At 60.2% G+C, this 16,699-nt stretch carries 17 protein-coding genes; 14 read left to right on the top strand and 3 right to left on the bottom strand.

Annotated features, from left to right (window positions below; translation table 11 throughout):
* Positions 1–7 precede the first annotated feature (7 nt).
* From FHX08_RS08340 to FHX08_RS08300, 9 genes are all read left to right on the top strand, one after another.
* Positions 8–1,366 (top strand): pyruvate dehydrogenase complex dihydrolipoamide acetyltransferase, encoded by a 1,359-nt coding sequence (locus FHX08_RS08340; RefSeq protein WP_132651414.1) that lies wholly within the window; start codon positions 8–10, stop codon positions 1,364–1,366.
* 21 nt (positions 1,367–1,387) lie between these two features.
* Positions 1,388–2,029, top strand: coding sequence for an SGNH/GDSL hydrolase family protein (locus FHX08_RS08335; protein ID WP_132651415.1), 642 nt, complete (start codon positions 1,388–1,390; stop codon positions 2,027–2,029).
* Positions 2,030–2,031: 2 nt separating this feature from the next.
* Positions 2,032–2,610, top strand: a complete 579-nt coding sequence (locus tag FHX08_RS08330) for a GNAT family N-acetyltransferase (RefSeq protein WP_132651416.1) — start codon at positions 2,032–2,034, stop codon at positions 2,608–2,610.
* Between the two features lie 16 nt (positions 2,611–2,626).
* Positions 2,627–4,072, top strand: a complete 1,446-nt coding sequence (gene lpdA / locus FHX08_RS08325; RefSeq protein WP_132651417.1) for a dihydrolipoyl dehydrogenase — start codon at positions 2,627–2,629, stop codon at positions 4,070–4,072.
* Between the two features lie 101 nt (positions 4,073–4,173).
* Positions 4,174–4,428 carry a GlsB/YeaQ/YmgE family stress response membrane protein gene (locus FHX08_RS08320; RefSeq protein WP_007822459.1) on the top strand — a complete coding sequence of 85 codons (255 nt, stop codon included), beginning with the start codon at positions 4,174–4,176 and terminating at the stop codon, positions 4,426–4,428.
* A 13-nt stretch (positions 4,429–4,441) separates the two neighbouring features.
* Positions 4,442–4,690, top strand: a complete 249-nt coding sequence (locus FHX08_RS08315; RefSeq protein WP_112547158.1) for a GlsB/YeaQ/YmgE family stress response membrane protein — start codon at positions 4,442–4,444, stop codon at positions 4,688–4,690.
* Between the two features lie 104 nt (positions 4,691–4,794).
* A complete protein-coding gene (gene lipA, locus FHX08_RS08310; protein WP_132651418.1) occupies positions 4,795–5,766 on the top strand; it encodes a lipoyl synthase in 972 nt (323 codons plus the stop codon).
* Positions 5,767–5,928: 162 nt separating this feature from the next.
* Positions 5,929–6,522 carry an AAA family ATPase gene (locus FHX08_RS08305; protein ID WP_132651419.1) on the top strand — a complete coding sequence of 198 codons (594 nt, stop codon included), beginning with the start codon at positions 5,929–5,931 and terminating at the stop codon, positions 6,520–6,522.
* 9 nt (positions 6,523–6,531) lie between these two features.
* Entirely contained in the window at positions 6,532–6,978 is a 447-nt protein-coding gene (locus FHX08_RS08300) for a type II toxin-antitoxin system RatA family toxin (RefSeq protein WP_132651420.1), read from the top strand.
* Positions 6,979–6,981: 3 nt separating this feature from the next.
* Here the strand turns inward: FHX08_RS08300 and FHX08_RS08295 are convergent, their stop codons facing one another.
* From FHX08_RS08295 to FHX08_RS08285, 3 genes are all read right to left on the bottom strand, one after another.
* Positions 6,982–7,287, bottom strand: coding sequence for a hypothetical protein (locus tag FHX08_RS08295; RefSeq protein ID WP_132651421.1), 306 nt, complete (start codon positions 7,285–7,287; stop codon positions 6,982–6,984).
* A gap of 78 nt (positions 7,288–7,365) precedes the next feature.
* Positions 7,366–7,860, bottom strand: a complete 495-nt coding sequence (locus tag FHX08_RS08290; RefSeq protein ID WP_132651422.1) for a CinA family protein — start codon at positions 7,858–7,860, stop codon at positions 7,366–7,368.
* The gene (locus FHX08_RS08285) at positions 7,857–9,077 is read right to left on the bottom strand and encodes a bifunctional 2-C-methyl-D-erythritol 4-phosphate cytidylyltransferase/2-C-methyl-D-erythritol 2,4-cyclodiphosphate synthase (RefSeq protein WP_132651423.1); all 1,221 of its coding nucleotides are present in this window, start codon (positions 9,075–9,077) and stop codon (positions 7,857–7,859) included. The genes FHX08_RS08290 and FHX08_RS08285 overlap by 4 nt, the downstream gene beginning before the upstream one ends.
* 144 nt (positions 9,078–9,221) lie before the next feature.
* On the opposite strand from FHX08_RS08285, the gene dusB reads away from it, so the two are divergent.
* The 5 genes from dusB to FHX08_RS08260 all read left to right on the top strand — a co-directional run bounded on the left by dusB (position 9,222) and on the right by FHX08_RS08260 (position 16,646).
* Entirely contained in the window at positions 9,222–10,238 is a 1,017-nt protein-coding gene (gene dusB, locus FHX08_RS08280; protein WP_184327081.1) for a tRNA dihydrouridine synthase DusB, read from the top strand.
* On the top strand, positions 10,235–11,389 hold the full coding sequence (locus tag FHX08_RS08275; protein WP_132651425.1) for a nitrogen regulation protein NR(II): 1,155 nt from the start codon (positions 10,235–10,237) through the stop codon (positions 11,387–11,389). Before dusB ends, FHX08_RS08275 begins: the two co-directional genes overlap by 4 nt.
* Positions 11,386–12,837: a nitrogen regulation protein NR(I) gene (gene ntrC / locus FHX08_RS08270; RefSeq protein ID WP_132651426.1), complete on the top strand. Its 1,452-nt coding sequence runs from the start codon at positions 11,386–11,388 to the stop codon at positions 12,835–12,837. The genes FHX08_RS08275 and ntrC overlap by 4 nt, the downstream gene beginning before the upstream one ends.
* A gap of 184 nt (positions 12,838–13,021) precedes the next feature.
* The gene (locus tag FHX08_RS08265; protein WP_132651427.1) at positions 13,022–15,292 is read left to right on the top strand and encodes a sensor histidine kinase NtrY-like; all 2,271 of its coding nucleotides are present in this window, start codon (positions 13,022–13,024) and stop codon (positions 15,290–15,292) included.
* Positions 15,282–16,646: a sigma-54 dependent transcriptional regulator gene (locus tag FHX08_RS08260; RefSeq protein ID WP_132651428.1), complete on the top strand. Its 1,365-nt coding sequence runs from the start codon at positions 15,282–15,284 to the stop codon at positions 16,644–16,646. Before FHX08_RS08265 ends, FHX08_RS08260 begins: the two co-directional genes overlap by 11 nt.
* Positions 16,647–16,699 lie beyond the last annotated feature (53 nt).

Raw genomic sequence — 16,699 nt, 5'->3', positions numbered from 1 at the left:
CCTTTCGATGCCGATCAATATCACGATGCCCGCCCTCTCTCCGACCATGGAAGAAGGCAACCTGGCCAAGTGGCTGGTCAAGGAAGGCGATACGGTCAAATCTGGTGATGTGATCGCCGAGATCGAGACCGACAAGGCGACGATGGAAGTCGAAGCTGTCGACGAAGGCACTGTTGCCAAGCTCGTCGTTCCCGCTGGCACCGAAGGCGTCAAGGTCAATGCCCTGATCGCCGTTCTGGCAGGCGAAGGCGAAGATGTCGCCGCTGCTGCAAGCGGTGCTGGTTCGGCCGCCCCTGCGCCGAAAGCAGAAGCTGCTCCGGTGCAGGCCGAGGCGCCGAAGGCTGAGGCAGCACCTGCGCCGGCGCAATCGGCTCCGACAACTGCTCCGGCACCGGCTGCCGTTTCGTCCAGCGGCGCGCGCACTTTCTCGTCGCCGCTTGCCCGTCGTCTCGCCAAGGAAGCCGGGATCGATCTTTCCGCTGTTGCCGGCACTGGTCCCCATGGACGTGTCGTCAAGAGCGATATCGAAGCCGCCGTTGCCGGCGGAGCCAAGCCCGCCCCGGCCGCCGCTGCTGCGGCTGCCCCGCAGGCCGCTGCACCGGCTCCGGCCGCTGCCGCTCCGAAGGGCGCTTCGGACGAAGCCGTCCTCAAGCTCTTCGAGCAAGGTTCTTACGAACTCGTACCGCATGACGGTATGCGCAAGACGATCGCCCGCCGCCTCGTGGAATCCAAGCAGACCGTTCCGCATTTCTATGTGTCGGTCGATTGCGAGCTCGATGCACTGATGGCTCTGCGTGCCCAGTTGAACGATGCCGCTCCCCGCAAGGACGGTGCTCCGGCCTACAAGCTCTCGGTCAATGACATGGTCATCAAGGCCATGGCCCTGGCGCTACGCGATGTTCCGGACGCCAACGTTTCGTGGACCGAAAGCGCCATGGTCAAGCACAGGCACGCCGATGTCGGTGTGGCTGTCTCGATCCCCGGCGGCTTGATCACGCCGATCGTCCGCAAGGCCGAGGAGAAGACGCTGTCGACCATCTCCAACGAGATGCGCGATCTCGGCAAACGAGCGAAGGACCGCAAGCTGAAACCTGAGGAATATCAGGGCGGTACGACTTCGGTCTCCAACATGGGCATGATGGGCGTGAAGAACTTCGCAGCCGTCATCAACCCGCCGCATGCGACAATCCTCGCAGTCGGCGCAGGCGAACAGCGCGTCATTGTCAAGAATGGCGAAATGGCGATTGCAACGGTCATGACCGTGACGCTCTCGACCGACCATCGCTGCGTCGACGGCGCTCTCGGCGCCGAGCTGCTGCAGGCTTTCAAGGGCTACATCGAAAATCCGATGGGCATGCTGGTCTAAGCAAGACGCGGGAGGGCGGACATGACGAAGACTGTTCTTTGCTATGGTGATTCGCTGACCTGGGGCTATGACGCCGACACGATCGGCCGTCATGCCTACGAGAACCGCTGGCCGAGCGTGCTTCAGGCAACGCTCGGAAGCGAGGCTCGCGTCATCGCGGAAGGCCTGAATGGCCGCACCACTGCTTTCGATGACCATCTTGCCGATTGTGATCGCAACGGCGCACGCATCCTGCCGACTATACTGCAGACGCATGCGCCGCTCGATCTCGTCATCCTGCTGCTCGGCACCAATGACATGAAGCCGGTCGTCGCCGGCTCCGCCTTTGCCGCATGCCAGGGCATCGGTCGTCTGGTGCGTCTGATCCGCAACCATGCCTGGCCCTTCGAATTCGACGGGCCGGAGATCCTGATCGTGGCGCCGCCGGCGATCTGCGAGACGGGCAACGTGCCCTTCGCAGCATCATTTCCCGGCGGCATCGAGGAATCGGCAAAGCTTCCGACGCTTTACCGTGACCTTGCCGACGAACTCGGATGTGGCTTCTTCGACGGCAATTCCGTCGCAAGGACCACGCCGCTCGACGGTATCCACCTCGATGCCGAGAATACGCGTGCGCTCGGTCGCGGTCTCGAGCCAATCGTTCGGATGATGCTGGGTCTCTGACGGTGGTGGCCTTCCTCGCCCTCCGAACAGCTTCCCGAAGGGATGCCTCGGAGCTGGCGATCCTGGCGGACATTGCCTCACATGGCTTTGCCTCGTGGCTCTGGTTTGCCGATGTTGCAAGCGGCATGAGCGATACGCCGCTCGAGCGGGGCCGGCTGAAGATGAGCGACGAGGCGCTGGGCGGCTGGAAGAATGCGGTCATCGGCGAGGCCTATGACGAGATCGCCGGAATGGCGATCGGTTATGAAGTGGATGAAGGCATCCGCGATCTCGAAGCGCGGCATCCGGCCATAGCGCCGATGCTGGCGATGCAGAGATCGGTGATTGGACACTGGTTTATTGGCAGTCTCGCGGTCTATCGCCATATGCGCGGTATCGGCATCGGCAAGAGATTGCTTGGGGACCAGATAGAGAGGGCAAGTGGGCTGCCGGTCAGCCTGATCACCTCCGATAATAATGAAGCGGCTCTGTCGCTTTACGGAAGAAACGGATTTTCGGAAGCGGCGCGCATGGACGCTGTGCCGTTCTTCGATAACAGCAAGAAGCACGCCTGGGTTCTGATGACCCGCGCGGGAGCGTAACAAAGGCAGGGAAGCAATGGCTCAATCCTACGACGTCATCGTCATCGGTTCCGGTCCCGGCGGTTATATCGCCGCCATCCGCGCCGCACAACTCGGCCTCAAGGTCGCCTGCGTCGAGCGCGAACATCTTGCCGGCATCTGCTCCAACTGGGGCTGCATCCCGACCAAGGCATTGCTGCGCTCCGCAGACGTCCTGCATGCCGCACAACACGGCAAGGATTACGGTCTGACGCTTGAAGGCACGATCAGGCCTGATATCAAGGCGATCGTCGCCCGTTCGCGCGGCATCGCACATCGCATGAACAATGGCGTCGGCTTCCTGTTCAAGAAGAACAAGGTCGATGTCATCTGGGGCGAAGCCAAGATCACCAAACCCGGCGAGATCGTCGTTTCCAAGACGACGAAGAAGCCGATGGAGCCGATGGGTCCGGTGCCGAAGAATGCGCTGGGCGAAGGCACCTACACCGCAAAGCACATCATCGTCGCGACCGGTGCCCGTCCGCGTGCCCTGCCGGGCATCGAGCCGGATGGAAAGCTGATCTGGACCTACTTCGAAGCGATGAAGGCTGACGAATTGCCGAAGTCCCTGCTCGTCATGGGCTCGGGCGCAATCGGCATCGAATTCGCAAGCTTCTACCGCACCATGGGCGTCGACGTCACCGTGGTCGAAATCATGAGCCAGGTCATGCCGGTCGAGGATGCGGAAATCTCTGCCTTCGCCAAGAAGCAGTTCGAGCGCCAGGATCTGAAGATTCATCTGGAAGCCAAGGTCGCCAAGGTGGAGAAGGGGGCAAACTCGATCACCGCCACCATCGAGAAGAAGGATGGCACGACCGAGACGATCACTGCCGACCGCATGATCTCGGCCGTTGGCGTACAGGCCAACGTCGAAGGCATCGGCCTTGAAGCTATTGGCGTGAAGACCGATCGCGGTTTCATCGCCGTCGACGGTTATGGCAAGACCAACGTACCCGGAATCTATGCGATCGGCGACGTTGCCGGCCCGCCGCTTCTGGCTCATAAGGCCGAGCATGAAGGCGTCATCTGCGTCGAAAAGATCGCCGGTCTGCCGAATGTTCATCCGATGGACAAGCTGAAGATCCCGGGCTGCACCTATTGCAACCCGCAGGTGGCTTCCGTCGGACTGACGGAGGCCAAGGCCAAGGAGCAAGGCCGCGATATCCGCGTGGGCCGTTTCCCTTTCAGCGCCAACGGCAAGGCTGTCGCGCTCGGCGAGGATCAGGGGCTGGTCAAGACGATCTTCGACAAGAAGACCGGCGAACTGCTCGGCGCCCATATGGTTGGCGCTGAAGTCACCGAACTCATTCAGGGCTTCGTGGTCGCCATGAATCTGGAGACGACCGAAGAAGAACTGATGCACACGATCTTCCCGCATCCGACAATTTCAGAGACGATGAAGGAAAGCGTGCTCGATGCTTACGGCCGCGTGCTGAACGCTTGATAATTTCCTAAGCTGCCCTCTATCCGGGCGGGGCGGAAAGCCGCTGCCCGGGGTGAGAAATCGATCCCTTCCCGGGCTGGAAAAAACGAGAGGAAATCATCATGTCTATGGGCACGCAGTCGCTTCTCATCTTTCTGCTGATCGGCCTGGTCGCGGGCTTTCTCGCAAGCCTGGTCGTCGGCGGGGGTGGGTTGATACGATGCCTCCTGAGCGGCATCATCGGCGCGTTCGTGGGCGGGTTTCTGTTCAATGCGCTGGGGATATCGCTGGGCATTGAAAATGCATTGGTGGTTCAGATCATCCATGCAACAGTCGGCGCCATTGTCGTGGTGCTGATTGCAAGGGCGATAGCGTAGGGCAAGAGATAGGATGGAAGGCGTCGGCTGGATTTCGGCAATCATCATCGGCGGACTTGCAGGCTGGCTTGCGGGCAAGCTGATGGAAGCGCGTTACGGCGTCTTGCTGAACATTGTGCTCGGCATTGTCGGTTCGGTTGTCGCTACCGCTATCCTGGCGCAGTTCCATATCGAGGTCGCCGGCGGAAGGTTCGGCTATTTCGTGACGGGCTTCATCGGCGCCTGCCTGCTTATATTCTTTGCACGGCTCGTTCGAAGATGAAGTGCGAAGATAGCGCGCATCCCTCCGGATCGAAGATTTGAATTAAGGGACGATGCGCAATATGAGAAGCCGGGCCGCATGGGGCGGCGGAAAGTTGAACTGACATGGTCACCATTCTCGACACGATCAATCCCGATGTTAAGCGCGTGCGGCATCCGGAAAAGGCGCATCGCCCCGATACGGAAGTCTTGCGAAAACCGGACTGGATCCGGGTGAAGGCGCCGACATCGAAAGGCTACGCCGAAACCCGCTCGATCGTGAAGGAGCACAAGCTTGTCACCGTCTGCGAAGAAGCAGGCTGCCCGAATATCGGCGAGTGCTGGGACAAGAAACACGCCACCTTCATGATCATGGGCGAGATTTGTACCCGCGCCTGCGCCTTCTGCAATGTCGCCACCGGCAAACCGAATGCGCTCGACATGGCAGAGCCTGAAAATGTTGCCAAGGCCGTCAAGGAAATGGGCCTGTCGCATGTCGTCATCACCTCCGTCGACCGTGACGATCTGGAAGATGGCGGCGCCGAGCATTTCGAGAAGGTGATCTGGGCGATCCGTGCCGCCTCGCCGATGACGACCATCGAAATCCTGACCCCCGACTTTCTGAAGAAGCCTGGCGCGCTGGAACGGGTCGTTGCTGCCAAGCCCGACGTCTTCAACCACAATCTGGAAACGGTCGCCGGCAACTATCTGACGGTTCGCCCCGGTGCTCGCTACTTCCACTCCATCCGCCTGCTGCAGCGCGTGAAGGAACTCGATCCCACTATGTTCACCAAATCGGGCATCATGGTCGGTCTCGGTGAGGAGCGGAACGAAGTCCTGCAACTGATGGACGACCTGCGCACCGCCGATGTCGACTTCCTGACGATCGGCCAGTACCTGCAGCCGACCCGCAAGCATCATGCGGTCATGAGCTTCGTCACGCCGGAAGAGTTCAAGTCCTACGAGACAGTTGCCTACACCAAGGGCTTCCTGATGGTGGCCTCCAGCCCGTTGACCCGCTCCTCGCACCATGCCGGCGACGATTTCGCCCGCCTGAAGGCTGCGCGCGAGAAGAAGCTGCTGATGGCAGCCGAGTAAAAGCTTACCCCCAGTTTTTAACAGGACCGCGGCGATTTTCGCCGCGGTTTTTCTTTGTGCGCTTCACTGTCATCATTAGGTCATGCGAAGCAGCTAGCCAGCACGCCGCTCTTCGCAAATAGATCAGTCCGCGAAGGCGATCCTGTCGAAAGCGAGCCTGCCATGCATCAAGTGACGACGTCGCCTGAACCCATTCGTGCGGTCTCTGTTGCCGAGGCTGCCGATATCATTCCACATGCCGAGCGTATCATGGTCATCGGCTGTTCGGGCGGCGGCAAGTCGACGCTTGCCCAGAAGCTGGCAAGCCATTTCAGCCTGACTTACCTGTCCATTGACCGCGACATCCTGTGGCTGCCGGGCTGGGTCCAACGCAGCAAAGAGGAACAGCGCCAGCGTATCATTGATAGGATTGCCGATGAGCGCTGGATTATGGATGGCACCAATACGTCCACGTTCGATATCCGCCTGCCGCGCACGGATATCGTCATTTGGGTGCGAATGCCGCGCCTGCTTTGCGTTTGGGGCGTGCTGACGCGCTGGCTGAAGCATCTTGGCCGCACGCGTCCGGAGATGGCACTCGGCTGCGTCGAAAAAGTCGACTGGCAGTTTCTGGAGTTCATCTGGACTTTCGAGAAAAAATTTACGCCGCGCATCACTGCCGCGATTGCTGCCCACGGGCCGCAGGTGCCGGTTTTGCAGGTGAAATGCCGCCGCCAGATGCGCGCGCTTCTTGATCTTCTCGGTGTGCCGGCTTAACTGCGCTTCATGCCGCAATTCGAAACGCATCGCTCCGTCCCGCACACGCCCGACCAGATGTTCGACCTAGTGTCCGACGTCGAACGTTATCCGCAGTTTCTGCCATTGTGCGAGGCCCTTGTCGTGAAGAGCCGCAAGGAGCGCGACGGCAAAGAACTACTGATTGCCGACATGACCGTCGGTTACAAGGCGATCCGCGAAACCTTCACGACCCAGGTTCTGCTGAACAGGGCGGAGCGTATCATCGACGTCAAATATATCGACGGCCCGTTCCGCTACCTTGATAACCGCTGGCGGTTCGTCGAGGCAGAGGGTGGCGGCTGTACGGTCGATTTTTTCATCGACTATGAGTTCAAGAGCCGCATTCTCGGTGCGCTTATGGGATCAATGTTCGATAGGGCTTTCCGCATGTTCACGGAAGCCTTCGAAAAGCGGGCGGCGACGATCTACAGTTGATGGTCAGCGATCGAAGAAATGATCGAAGACACGGTTCGCGGGATAAGCGAAGGCGCCACGATCGGTGAAGCCGTGGCGATAGAGGCAGCCTCTGAGCGCGGCGTTGTAGATCAGACCGTTCGTGTCAGGCGAACCGCGCTTGCCCATGGCTTCCGGCTCGCAGCGGCCGAGTGCGTGGTCATACTTGCGCAGCAGAACCGGATCGGAATCCACCCGGACGCCGCCACGGACCTGATAATTGGAGGGGGCTTCTGCTGCCGATACGCAGGCGAGGCTAAGTACAACACCGATGCATGCAAGATATTTCATCTGAATGGTCCCCAAACCGGATCTTGCTTTAGACGGAGCAGAAATCGGAATTTCTGCCTTATATTTCTTTACCCTATCTCACGCGATTCTAATAAGCATTTGAAGTGCCGTCCGGATTGTCGCCAGCCGCACTTCTGTGCGACCGATGTCTCCGTAATGCATCTTGCTGTGTACGAGCTTACCTGAGCGTGATTTCGCTGCAAGATGCACCAGGCCGACAGGTTTATCCGTCGATCCGCCGCCAGGACCGGCAATGCCGGTGACGGCAACCGCAAGATCAGCCCGTGAGCGGAAGAGGGCGCCATGCACCATCTGGCGCGCCGTTTCCTCCGAAACCGCCCCAAATCGGGCAAGCGTTTCTTCCTGCACGCCGAGCATCTGCATCTTAGCGGTATTCGTATAGGTCACGAAGCCGCAGTCGACGACGGCAGACGATCCGGAGATTTCCGTCAGCGCTCCGGCGATCAGCCCTCCAGTGCAGGATTCTGCCGTCGAGACCATCAGACCCGCAGCCGTGAAGTCGCGGATGATGCTCTCCGCCGTCGCAGTGATATCTGCGGGGAATAGGCTCATCGCTTCATGCCTCCATAGACGACGGTTGCGGTCGCGATCGCGGCGATCCCTTCGCGTCGGCCCACGAAACCGATCTTCTCGTTGGTGGTCGCTTTGACGGAGCAGCGTTCGATATCGATGCCGAGGAATTCGGACAGATTGGCGCGCATAGCCTCGCGGTGCGGCCCGACTTTTGGTGCCTCCGCGATCAGCGAAATATCGGCGTTGGTAATCGTGCCGCCGTGCTCACGCACGATCTTTGCCGCATGTTCGATGAAGATGCGAGAAGCCGCACCCTTCCATTGCGGATCGGATGGCGGAAAATGGTCGCCGATATCGCCGGCGCCACAAGTGGCGAGCAGCGCATCCGTCAGCGCATGCAGCGCTACGTCGGCATCCGAATGGCCCTTGAGCTTCTGGTCATGCGGAATGAAGACGCCGCAGAGGGTCACGCCGTCGCCGGGCTCGAGTTGATGCACGTCATAGCCGTTGCCGGTGCGCACATCGGGAATACGGGCGCCCGAGAGCTTGTCGTCTGCCATGGCAATATCGCTCCTGACCGTCAGCTTCACGTTTGTTGCAGCACCCTCGACGATAACAACGGGGATATCGAGCCATTCGGCGATCGAGGCATCATCGGTGAAATCCGTCCGGCCGCTGGCGGCTGCCTTTTCATGAGCTGCGAGAATGGTGCGGAAATCGAAGGATTGCGGCGTCTGGGCCGCGTAGAGCTGACTGCGCGGAATGGTCTTGATCACGGTTCCATCGCTGCCGGCCTGTTTCAGCGTATCGGCCACCGGGACTGCAGGCAGGACTGCGGGTGCGCCCGCCGAAAGCGTATCGGCGATCCGATCAAGAAGCTGGTGATCGAAGAAGGGGCGCACCGCATCATGGATCAGCACATGGCTGATGCCTTTATCCTTGAGATGCCTCAGCCCCGCGAGCACCGATTGCTGGCGCGTGGGACCGCCATGGACGGTGTCGATCGGGATTGCTGAGATGATGTGCCGGGAGGCTCTGGCAAAGAGCGTCTCATCATCCGGGTGGATGACCACAACGATGCGAGTTGCCGGCTCCCATGTCATGAAGTTTTCAAGCGTATGGACGATAACCGGTTTGCCGCCGACCATCCGGTATTGCTTAGGGCCTTCTTCGGGCGATCCGGCGCGTTCGCCGCGGCCCGCCGCAACGACAACAATTCCAGCCGATATCGGTTGCTTACTATGCATTTGCAGCATAAATCCCTGAAATATGCGGAATGGATGTCAGTTGCTCTATCGTCTTGCTCGGCCCTTTTCCAGCATCTGCCCAAAAAATATCAATTCGAGCCCGACCCTCTTGGCAAGTCATGGATCTATGGCTAAAAATAATGCAGTTACATCGTGTGCCTGAAAGATAATCATTTGATATCCAAGGACCTCGCAACGCCTTTTCGAATCGGATCCGTATCCGTGCGCAACCGCGTTGTGCTTGCACCGATGTCCGGCGTGACGGACATGCCGTTCCGCGAACTTGCCTGGCGCCATGGCGCCGGGCTCGTCGTCACCGAAATGGTGGCAAGCCGGGAATTGGTAAACGATACCGCCGAATCCTGGGCGCGCCTGCGCGCCGCTGGTTTCCGTCCGCATATGGTGCAACTCGCCGGCCGCGAGGCTTACTGGATGGCGGAAGCTGCGAAAATCGCCGCCGATAATGGCGCCGACATCATCGATATTAATATGGGCTGCCCGGCCAAGAAGGTCATCGGTGGCTATTCTGGTTCGGCCCTGATGCGCGATCCCGATCATGCACTCGAGTTGATCGAGGCAACCGTCAAGGCGGTCGATATCCCGGTGACACTGAAGATGCGCCTTGGCTGGGACGAGAACACCCTTAACGCTCCGCATATTGCCAAGCGCGCGGAAGAGGCGGGCATTCAGCTCATCACAATCCATGGCCGCACCCGCATGCAATTCTATACGGGCAGGGCGGACTGGGATGCAATCCGTCCCGTGCGCGACGTCATTTCCGTGCCGCTGATCGCCAATGGAGATGTAGAAACGGCTGATGATGCGCAAGAGATCCTGCGCCGTTCAGGCGCCAATGCGGTCATGATTGGCCGCGGTTGTCAGGGCAGGCCGTGGCATGCCGGTGTTCTTGCCGGCGCTCGCAAACCGTTGCGCTCGGAGATCGTCGCAATTGCCATCGAGCATTACCGCATGATGTTGGAATTTTACGGCGAGACCGTTGCCGTCAGGCACGCCCGCAAACATCTCGGCTGGTATCTGGAGCGCTTTGCGCCGGACCTGTCGGGCGAACATAAGGCTGCCATCATGACATCGCGCGATCCTGACGATGTGATTGCCCGCTTCGGCGATGCAATGGCGGCAGGTACAGGGGAACAGCGGGAGGCAGCATGAGCACGGACGGCACATCTTCTTCCGAGGGCGCAGTCAATGCCGTCGCAATGTCGGTGCTGAACGCTATCCAGAACCCTGTTGTCATGGTGGATGAGGGTGGCTTTATCGCCTTTGCCAACTGGGAAGCCGAAGCCTTCTTCGGCGCCAGCGCCGCACACCTTTCCCGCTATCGCATTTCAACCTTCATTCCCTTCGGCAGCCCGCTTCTGGCATTGATCGACCAGGTGCGCGAACGCAAGGCACCGGTCAATGAATATCGCGTGGACCTGAGCTCGCCGCGTCTCGGCCAGGACAAGCTCGTCGATATCTATGTCGCCCCCGTCATTACCGAACCAGGCTCGGTCGTTGTGGTCTTCCAGGAACGGTCGATGGCCGACAAGATCGACCGGCAGCTCACGCATCGGGCGGCTGCTCGTTCAGTGACGGGCCTGGCCTCCATGCTGGCACATGAGATCAAGAACCCGCTCTCCGGCATCCGCGGCGCTGCGCAGCTTCTCGAACAATCCGTAGTTGACGATGACCGCGCCCTGACCCGGCTGATCTGCGACGAAACGGACCGCATCGTCTCGCTGGTCGATCGCATGGAAGTCTTTTCCGACGAGCGCCCGGTCGATCGCGTGCCTGTCAATATCCATTCCGTGCTCGACCATGTGAAGGCCGTTGCCAAGGCAGGCTTCGCCCGCAATATCCGTATGACGGAGAATTACGACCCGTCGCTGCCGGCTGTTTATGCCAATCGCGATCAGCTCGTACAGGTTTTCCTCAATCTGGTGAAGAACGCAGCCGAAGCCGTCGGCGACCGGCCGGACGGCGAGATCATCCTGACGACGGCCTATCGTCCGGGCATCCGGCTGTCCGTTGCCGGTACGCGCGAGAAGATCTCGCTGCCGCTGGAATTCTGCGTCATCGACAATGGTCCCGGCGTGCCGATGGACCTTCTGCCGCATCTTTTCGACCCCTTCATCACCACAAAGACGAATGGCAGCGGCCTCGGCCTTGCCCTCGTTGCCAAGATCATCGGCGATCATGGCGGCATCATCGAATGCGACAGCCAGAACAACCGCACGATTTTTCGCGTCCTCATGCCGGCCTCCAAGGATGCCTCGCTTGATGATGCTGGTATTGCAAGCTCGACAGGACCCAATAGATGACAGCCACGATCCTCGTTGCAGATGACGATGCGGCCATCCGCACGGTGCTCAATCAGGCCTTGAGCCGCGCCGGTTATGATGTGCGCATTACCTCCAATGCCGCTACGCTGTGGCGTTGGGTTTCGGCCGGCGAGGGCGATCTCGTCGTGACCGACGTTGTCATGCCCGATGAGAATGCTTTCGATCTTCTGCCCCGCATCAAGAAGGCGCGGCCGGAACTGCCGGTTCTCGTCATGAGCGCGCAGAACACCTTCATGACGGCGATCAAGGCTTCTGAAAAAGGTGCCTATGACTATCTGCCGAAGCCTTTCGACCTGACGGAGCTGATCGGCATCATCGGCCGGGCGCTCGCCGAGCCGAAGAAGAAGCCTGCAAAGCTCGACGAGGACATGCAGGATGGCATGCCGCTCGTCGGCCGCTCGGCCGCCATGCAGGAAATCTACCGCGTTCTCGCCCGCCTGATGCAGACCGATCTGACATTGATGATCACTGGCGAGTCCGGCACCGGCAAGGAGCTTGTCGCCCGCGCGCTGCACGACTACGGCAAGCGCCGCAACGGGCCGTTCGTCGCCATCAACATGGCCGCCATCCCGCGTGACCTTATCGAATCCGAACTCTTCGGCCACGAGAAGGGCGCCTTCACTGGTGCGCAGACCCGCTCGACCGGCCGTTTCGAACAGGCTGAAGGCGGCACGCTCTTCCTCGATGAAATCGGCGACATGCCGATGGACGCCCAGACGCGCCTTCTGCGCGTGCTGCAGCAGGGCGAATATACGACTGTCGGCGGGCGCACCCCCATCCGCACCGATGTGCGCATCGTTGCGGCGACCAACAAGGATCTGAAGCAGGCGATCAATCAAGGTCTCTTCCGCGAAGACCTCTACTATCGCCTCAATGTCGTGCCGCTGCGTCTGCCGCCGCTGCGCGACCGCGCCGAGGACATCCCGGATCTCGTTCGCCATTTCGTCCAGCAGGCAGAGAAGGAGGGTCTTGGCTCCAAGCGCTTCGATCAGGAAGCGCTGGAACTGATGAAGGCCTATGCTTGGCCGGGCAACGTGCGTGAGCTCGAAAACCTCATCCGCCGCCTGATGGCGCTTTATCCACAGGATGTCATCACCCGCGAAATCATCGATGCCGAGCTGCGCTCCGACGTTCCCGACAGCCCGATCGACAAGGGCCCGATCCGCAGCGGAACGATGACGATTGCCCAGGCGGTCGAAGAAAATATGCGCACCTATTTCGCAAGTTTCGGCGAAAATCTACCGCCGCCTGGCCTGTACGATCGAGTGCTGACGGAAATGGAATATCCGTTAATACTTGCGGCGTTGACGGCCACCCGCGGCAATCAGATCAAGGCTGCCGATTTGCTCGGTCTGAACCGCAATACGCTGCGCAAAAAGATCCGAGAACTCGGTGTTTCCGTCTACAGAAGCTCGCGCACTGCCTGACCTTCGACCTTGACATTGTGGCAGACCGCGTTGCATTTTCGCCACAATGCGTTGCTTAAAGGTCACGCATAAGGTTTGGACATTCGCCCACGATCGAGTCGTTTGGACGCCGGTTTTCGTAAGCCGATGCCGTTCGATTTCCCGTTGGGCGCGGCGGCAGAAATGCCGTTCGAAGAGAGGCTGAATGGACGAAGAAGGGCTATCGCCAGAATCGGCGAACGAGGCGGTGACAACGGTGACCGACCGTCGTGCCCTGTTTGCCGTACCTGGCCTGGTGCTTGCCGGCGGCGCATTGGTCTGCGCGACCGTCACGCTCTTCGTGTTGCTCGGCGTCACACCGATCGCGCCGACGTCGCATGTCGTCATCGGCTCCGTCGTCATCAATTCCTTTTTCGTGCTCGGGCTGATCGCGCTGATCGGTCGCGAGGTCGCGCGGCTTTTCAAGGCCCGCACACGTGGCCGCGCCGCAGCACGCCTTCACATTCGTATCGTCGTGCTTTTCTCGATCGTCGCAATTACGCCGGCGATCCTGGTGGCGATCTTTGCCAGTATCACGCTGAATGCCGGTCTCGATCGCTGGTTTGCGCTGAGAACCCAGGCGATCGTCAGCTCGTCCCGCAATATCGGCCAGGCCTACATGCTGGAAAATGCCAGCTATCTGCAGGGCCAGACGGTTTCGATGGCAAATGATCTGGAGCGCAACCGCGCGCTCTACAGCCTCGACAAGACCGGCTTTGCCGACTTGATGACGCGCCAGGCAAGGGGCCGTGGTCTGCTCGGCGCCTTCCTTGTCGAGCGCGACGGCTCGGTCAATGTTCAGGCCGACATCACGACGGAAAAGCCGCTGCCCGCCATTCCGCAGGATGCGCTGGAAAAGGCCGCGGCCGGTCAGCCGACGCTGATTCCGCCCGGCGTGACCAACCTTGTCGGCGCCATTATCCGGCTCGAAGCGATCCCCGGAACGTTCCTCTATACGGTGCGTGCAGTCGACCCCAAGGTCATGAACGCCATGCGTATGATGGAGGAGAACGCCACAGAATACCGTTCGATGGAGGCCGGTCGCGTCTCGCTGCAGATCGCCTTTGCGGTTCTCTATATCGGTTTTGCGCTGATCGTGCTGCTGGCGGCGATCTGGACCGCGATTGCCGTCGCCGACCGTATCGTGCGGCCGATTCGCCTGCTGATTACCGCTGCCGACAGCGTTGCATCGGGCAATATGGATATCGTTGTGCCCGTCCATGCCGTCGACGGTGACGTTGCCAGCTTGTCGCGCACCTTCAACAAGATGATCTCGGAAATTCGTACGCAGCGCGACGAGATCCTCGAGGCCAAGGACGAAGTGGATGACCGCCGCCGCTTCATCGAGGCCGTGCTGTCGGGCGTGACGGCTGCCGTCATCGGCGTCGAGCAGGATCGGCGCATTACCATCGTCAACAGTTCGGCCGAGACGCTGATGGCGCTGAAGGCCGACGAAATGCTCGGCAAGCAGCTGTCGGAAATCGCCCCCGAAGTGGATCAGGTGCTGACGGAAGCTGCCTCACGCTATCGCGGTGATTTCCGCAAGCAGATAGCGCTGGTGCGTGGCGGCACCGTTCGCACGCTGAGCGTCCAGGTGACCCGCGAGGAAGTGCGCGATCTCAGCGAATCCTATGTGATTACGCTCGACGACATTACCGATCTCGTCATTGCCCAGCGCTCCACCGCCTGGGGCGATGTTGCGCGCCGCATCGCCCACGAGATCAAGAATCCGCTGACGCCGATCCAGCTTTCGGCCGAACGCATCCGCCGTCGTTACGGCAAGCAGATCGACCAGAACGATCGCGCCGTCTTCGACCAGTGCACTGACACCATCATCCGACAGGTTGGCGATATCGGCCGCATGGTCGATGAATTCTCGGCCTTTGCGCGCATGCCGAAGCCGACGAAGGAGCCGAGCGACCTGCGCGCCATTCTTCATGATGCAATCTTCCTGCGCGAGATGGGCAATAACCATATCACCTTCCTGCAGGAACTTGGCGAAGAGCGGCTGGAAGGTTTGTTCGACAGCCGCATGCTGGGGCAAGCATTTGGCAATCTGATCAAGAATTCTGTGGAGGCGATCGAAGCCGTGCCGAGTGAGGAGCGCGAAGAGCGCAAGATCCTCGTCCGCACGTCCAAGGATGAAGCGCGCGACCGCTTCACGGTCGATATCATCGACAACGGCCGCGGCCTGCCGGTCGAGAATCGCCATAGCATTCTGGAGCCGTACATGACGATGCGCGAGAAGGGCACCGGCCTCGGCCTCGCCATCGTCAAGAAGATCATCGAGGAACATGGCGGGCAGCTCGAACTGCATGATGCGCCCGCAGATTTTGACCAGGGAAGAGGGGCCATGATCCGCGTGCATCTGCCGCGCCGGGATGTGACTTCCTCTACCCCGTCAGCTAGTGACAAGGAAAGCGTTTATGGCCTCTGATATTCTCGTCGTCGACGATGAACATGACATTCGCGAGATCGTCGCCGGTATCCTGTCGGATGAGGGCCACGAAACCCGCATGGCGCATGACAGCGACAGCGCGTTAGCGGCAATTTCTGACCGCGTGCCGCGTCTCGTCTTCCTCGATATTTGGATGCAGGGCAGCAAGCTCGACGGGCTCTCGCTGCTGGACGAGATCAAGACGCGCCATCCCGACCTTCCGGTTGTCATGATTTCCGGTCACGGCAATATCGAGACGGCTGTCTCCGCCATAAAGCGCGGCGCTTTTGACTTCATCGAAAAACCGTTCAAGGCCGACCGTCTGATCCTGATCGCCGAAAGGGCGCTGGAGAATTCCAAGCTGAAGCGTGAAAATACCGAGCTGAAGCGCCGGACCGGTGATGCTCTGGAACTGATCGGCACGTCGGTTGCCGTTTCGCAGCTGCGCCAGACGATCGAAAAGGTTGCCCCCACCAACAGCCGCATCATGATCTTCGGCGCATCCGGCTCCGGCAAGGAGCTGGTGGCGCGCATGATCCACAAGAAGTCGGCTCGTGCCAACGGTCCCTTCGTGGCGCTGAATGCCGCCAACATTACACCTGACCGTATGGAAGTGGCGCTTTTTGGCACGGAAGGCGGGCCAGGACAGGCGCGCAAGATCGGTGCCCTCGAAGAGGCCCATCGTGGTATCCTTTATCTCGATGAAGTCGGCGAGATGCCGCGGGAGACGCAGAACAAGATCCTGCGCGTGCTGGTCGATCAGCAGTTCGAGCGTGTGGGCGGTTCCAAGCGCGTAAAGGTCGATGTGCGCATCATCTCTTCAACCGCCTATAATCTGGAAAGCCGCATCGCCGAGGGCTGGTTCCGCGAAGATCTCTATCATCGTCTTGCGGTCGTGCCGGTGCGCGTGCCCCAGCTTGCCGAGCGCCGCGAAGATATCCCTTTCCTCGTCGATCAGCTTATGCGCCAGATTTCGGAACAGGCAGGCATCCGGCCGCGCCGCATCGGCGATGACGCCATGGCGGTGCTGCAGGCCCATGATTGGCCGGGCAATATCCGCCAGCTTCGCAACAATATCGAGCGGCTGATGATTCTTGCCCGCACCGACGGCCCGGATGCGCCGATCACGGCAGATATGTTGCCGACCGATCTCGGCGACATGCTGCCGAAGGTTTCAGCCAAGAACGATTACCACATCATGACGCTGCCGCTGCGCGAGGCTCGCGAGATGTTCGAGAAGGATTACCTGATCGCCCAGATCAACCGCTTTGGCGGCAACATCTCCCGCACGGCCGAATTCGTCGGCATGGAGCGCTCGGCGCTGCACCGCAAGCTGAAGTCGCTCGGCGTCTGACTTTCTCCGGCGCGGTCGGCCGCGCAGGCTCCTCCTTTTGCCCCAAGCAGGTT

The organism is Rhizobium sp. BK529, from assembly GCF_014194105.1.
Taxonomy (GTDB): domain Bacteria; phylum Pseudomonadota; class Alphaproteobacteria; order Rhizobiales; family Rhizobiaceae; genus Rhizobium.
Note: the sequence above shows the minus strand (reverse complement) of the source record. Positions and strands in the feature narration are given on the sequence as shown.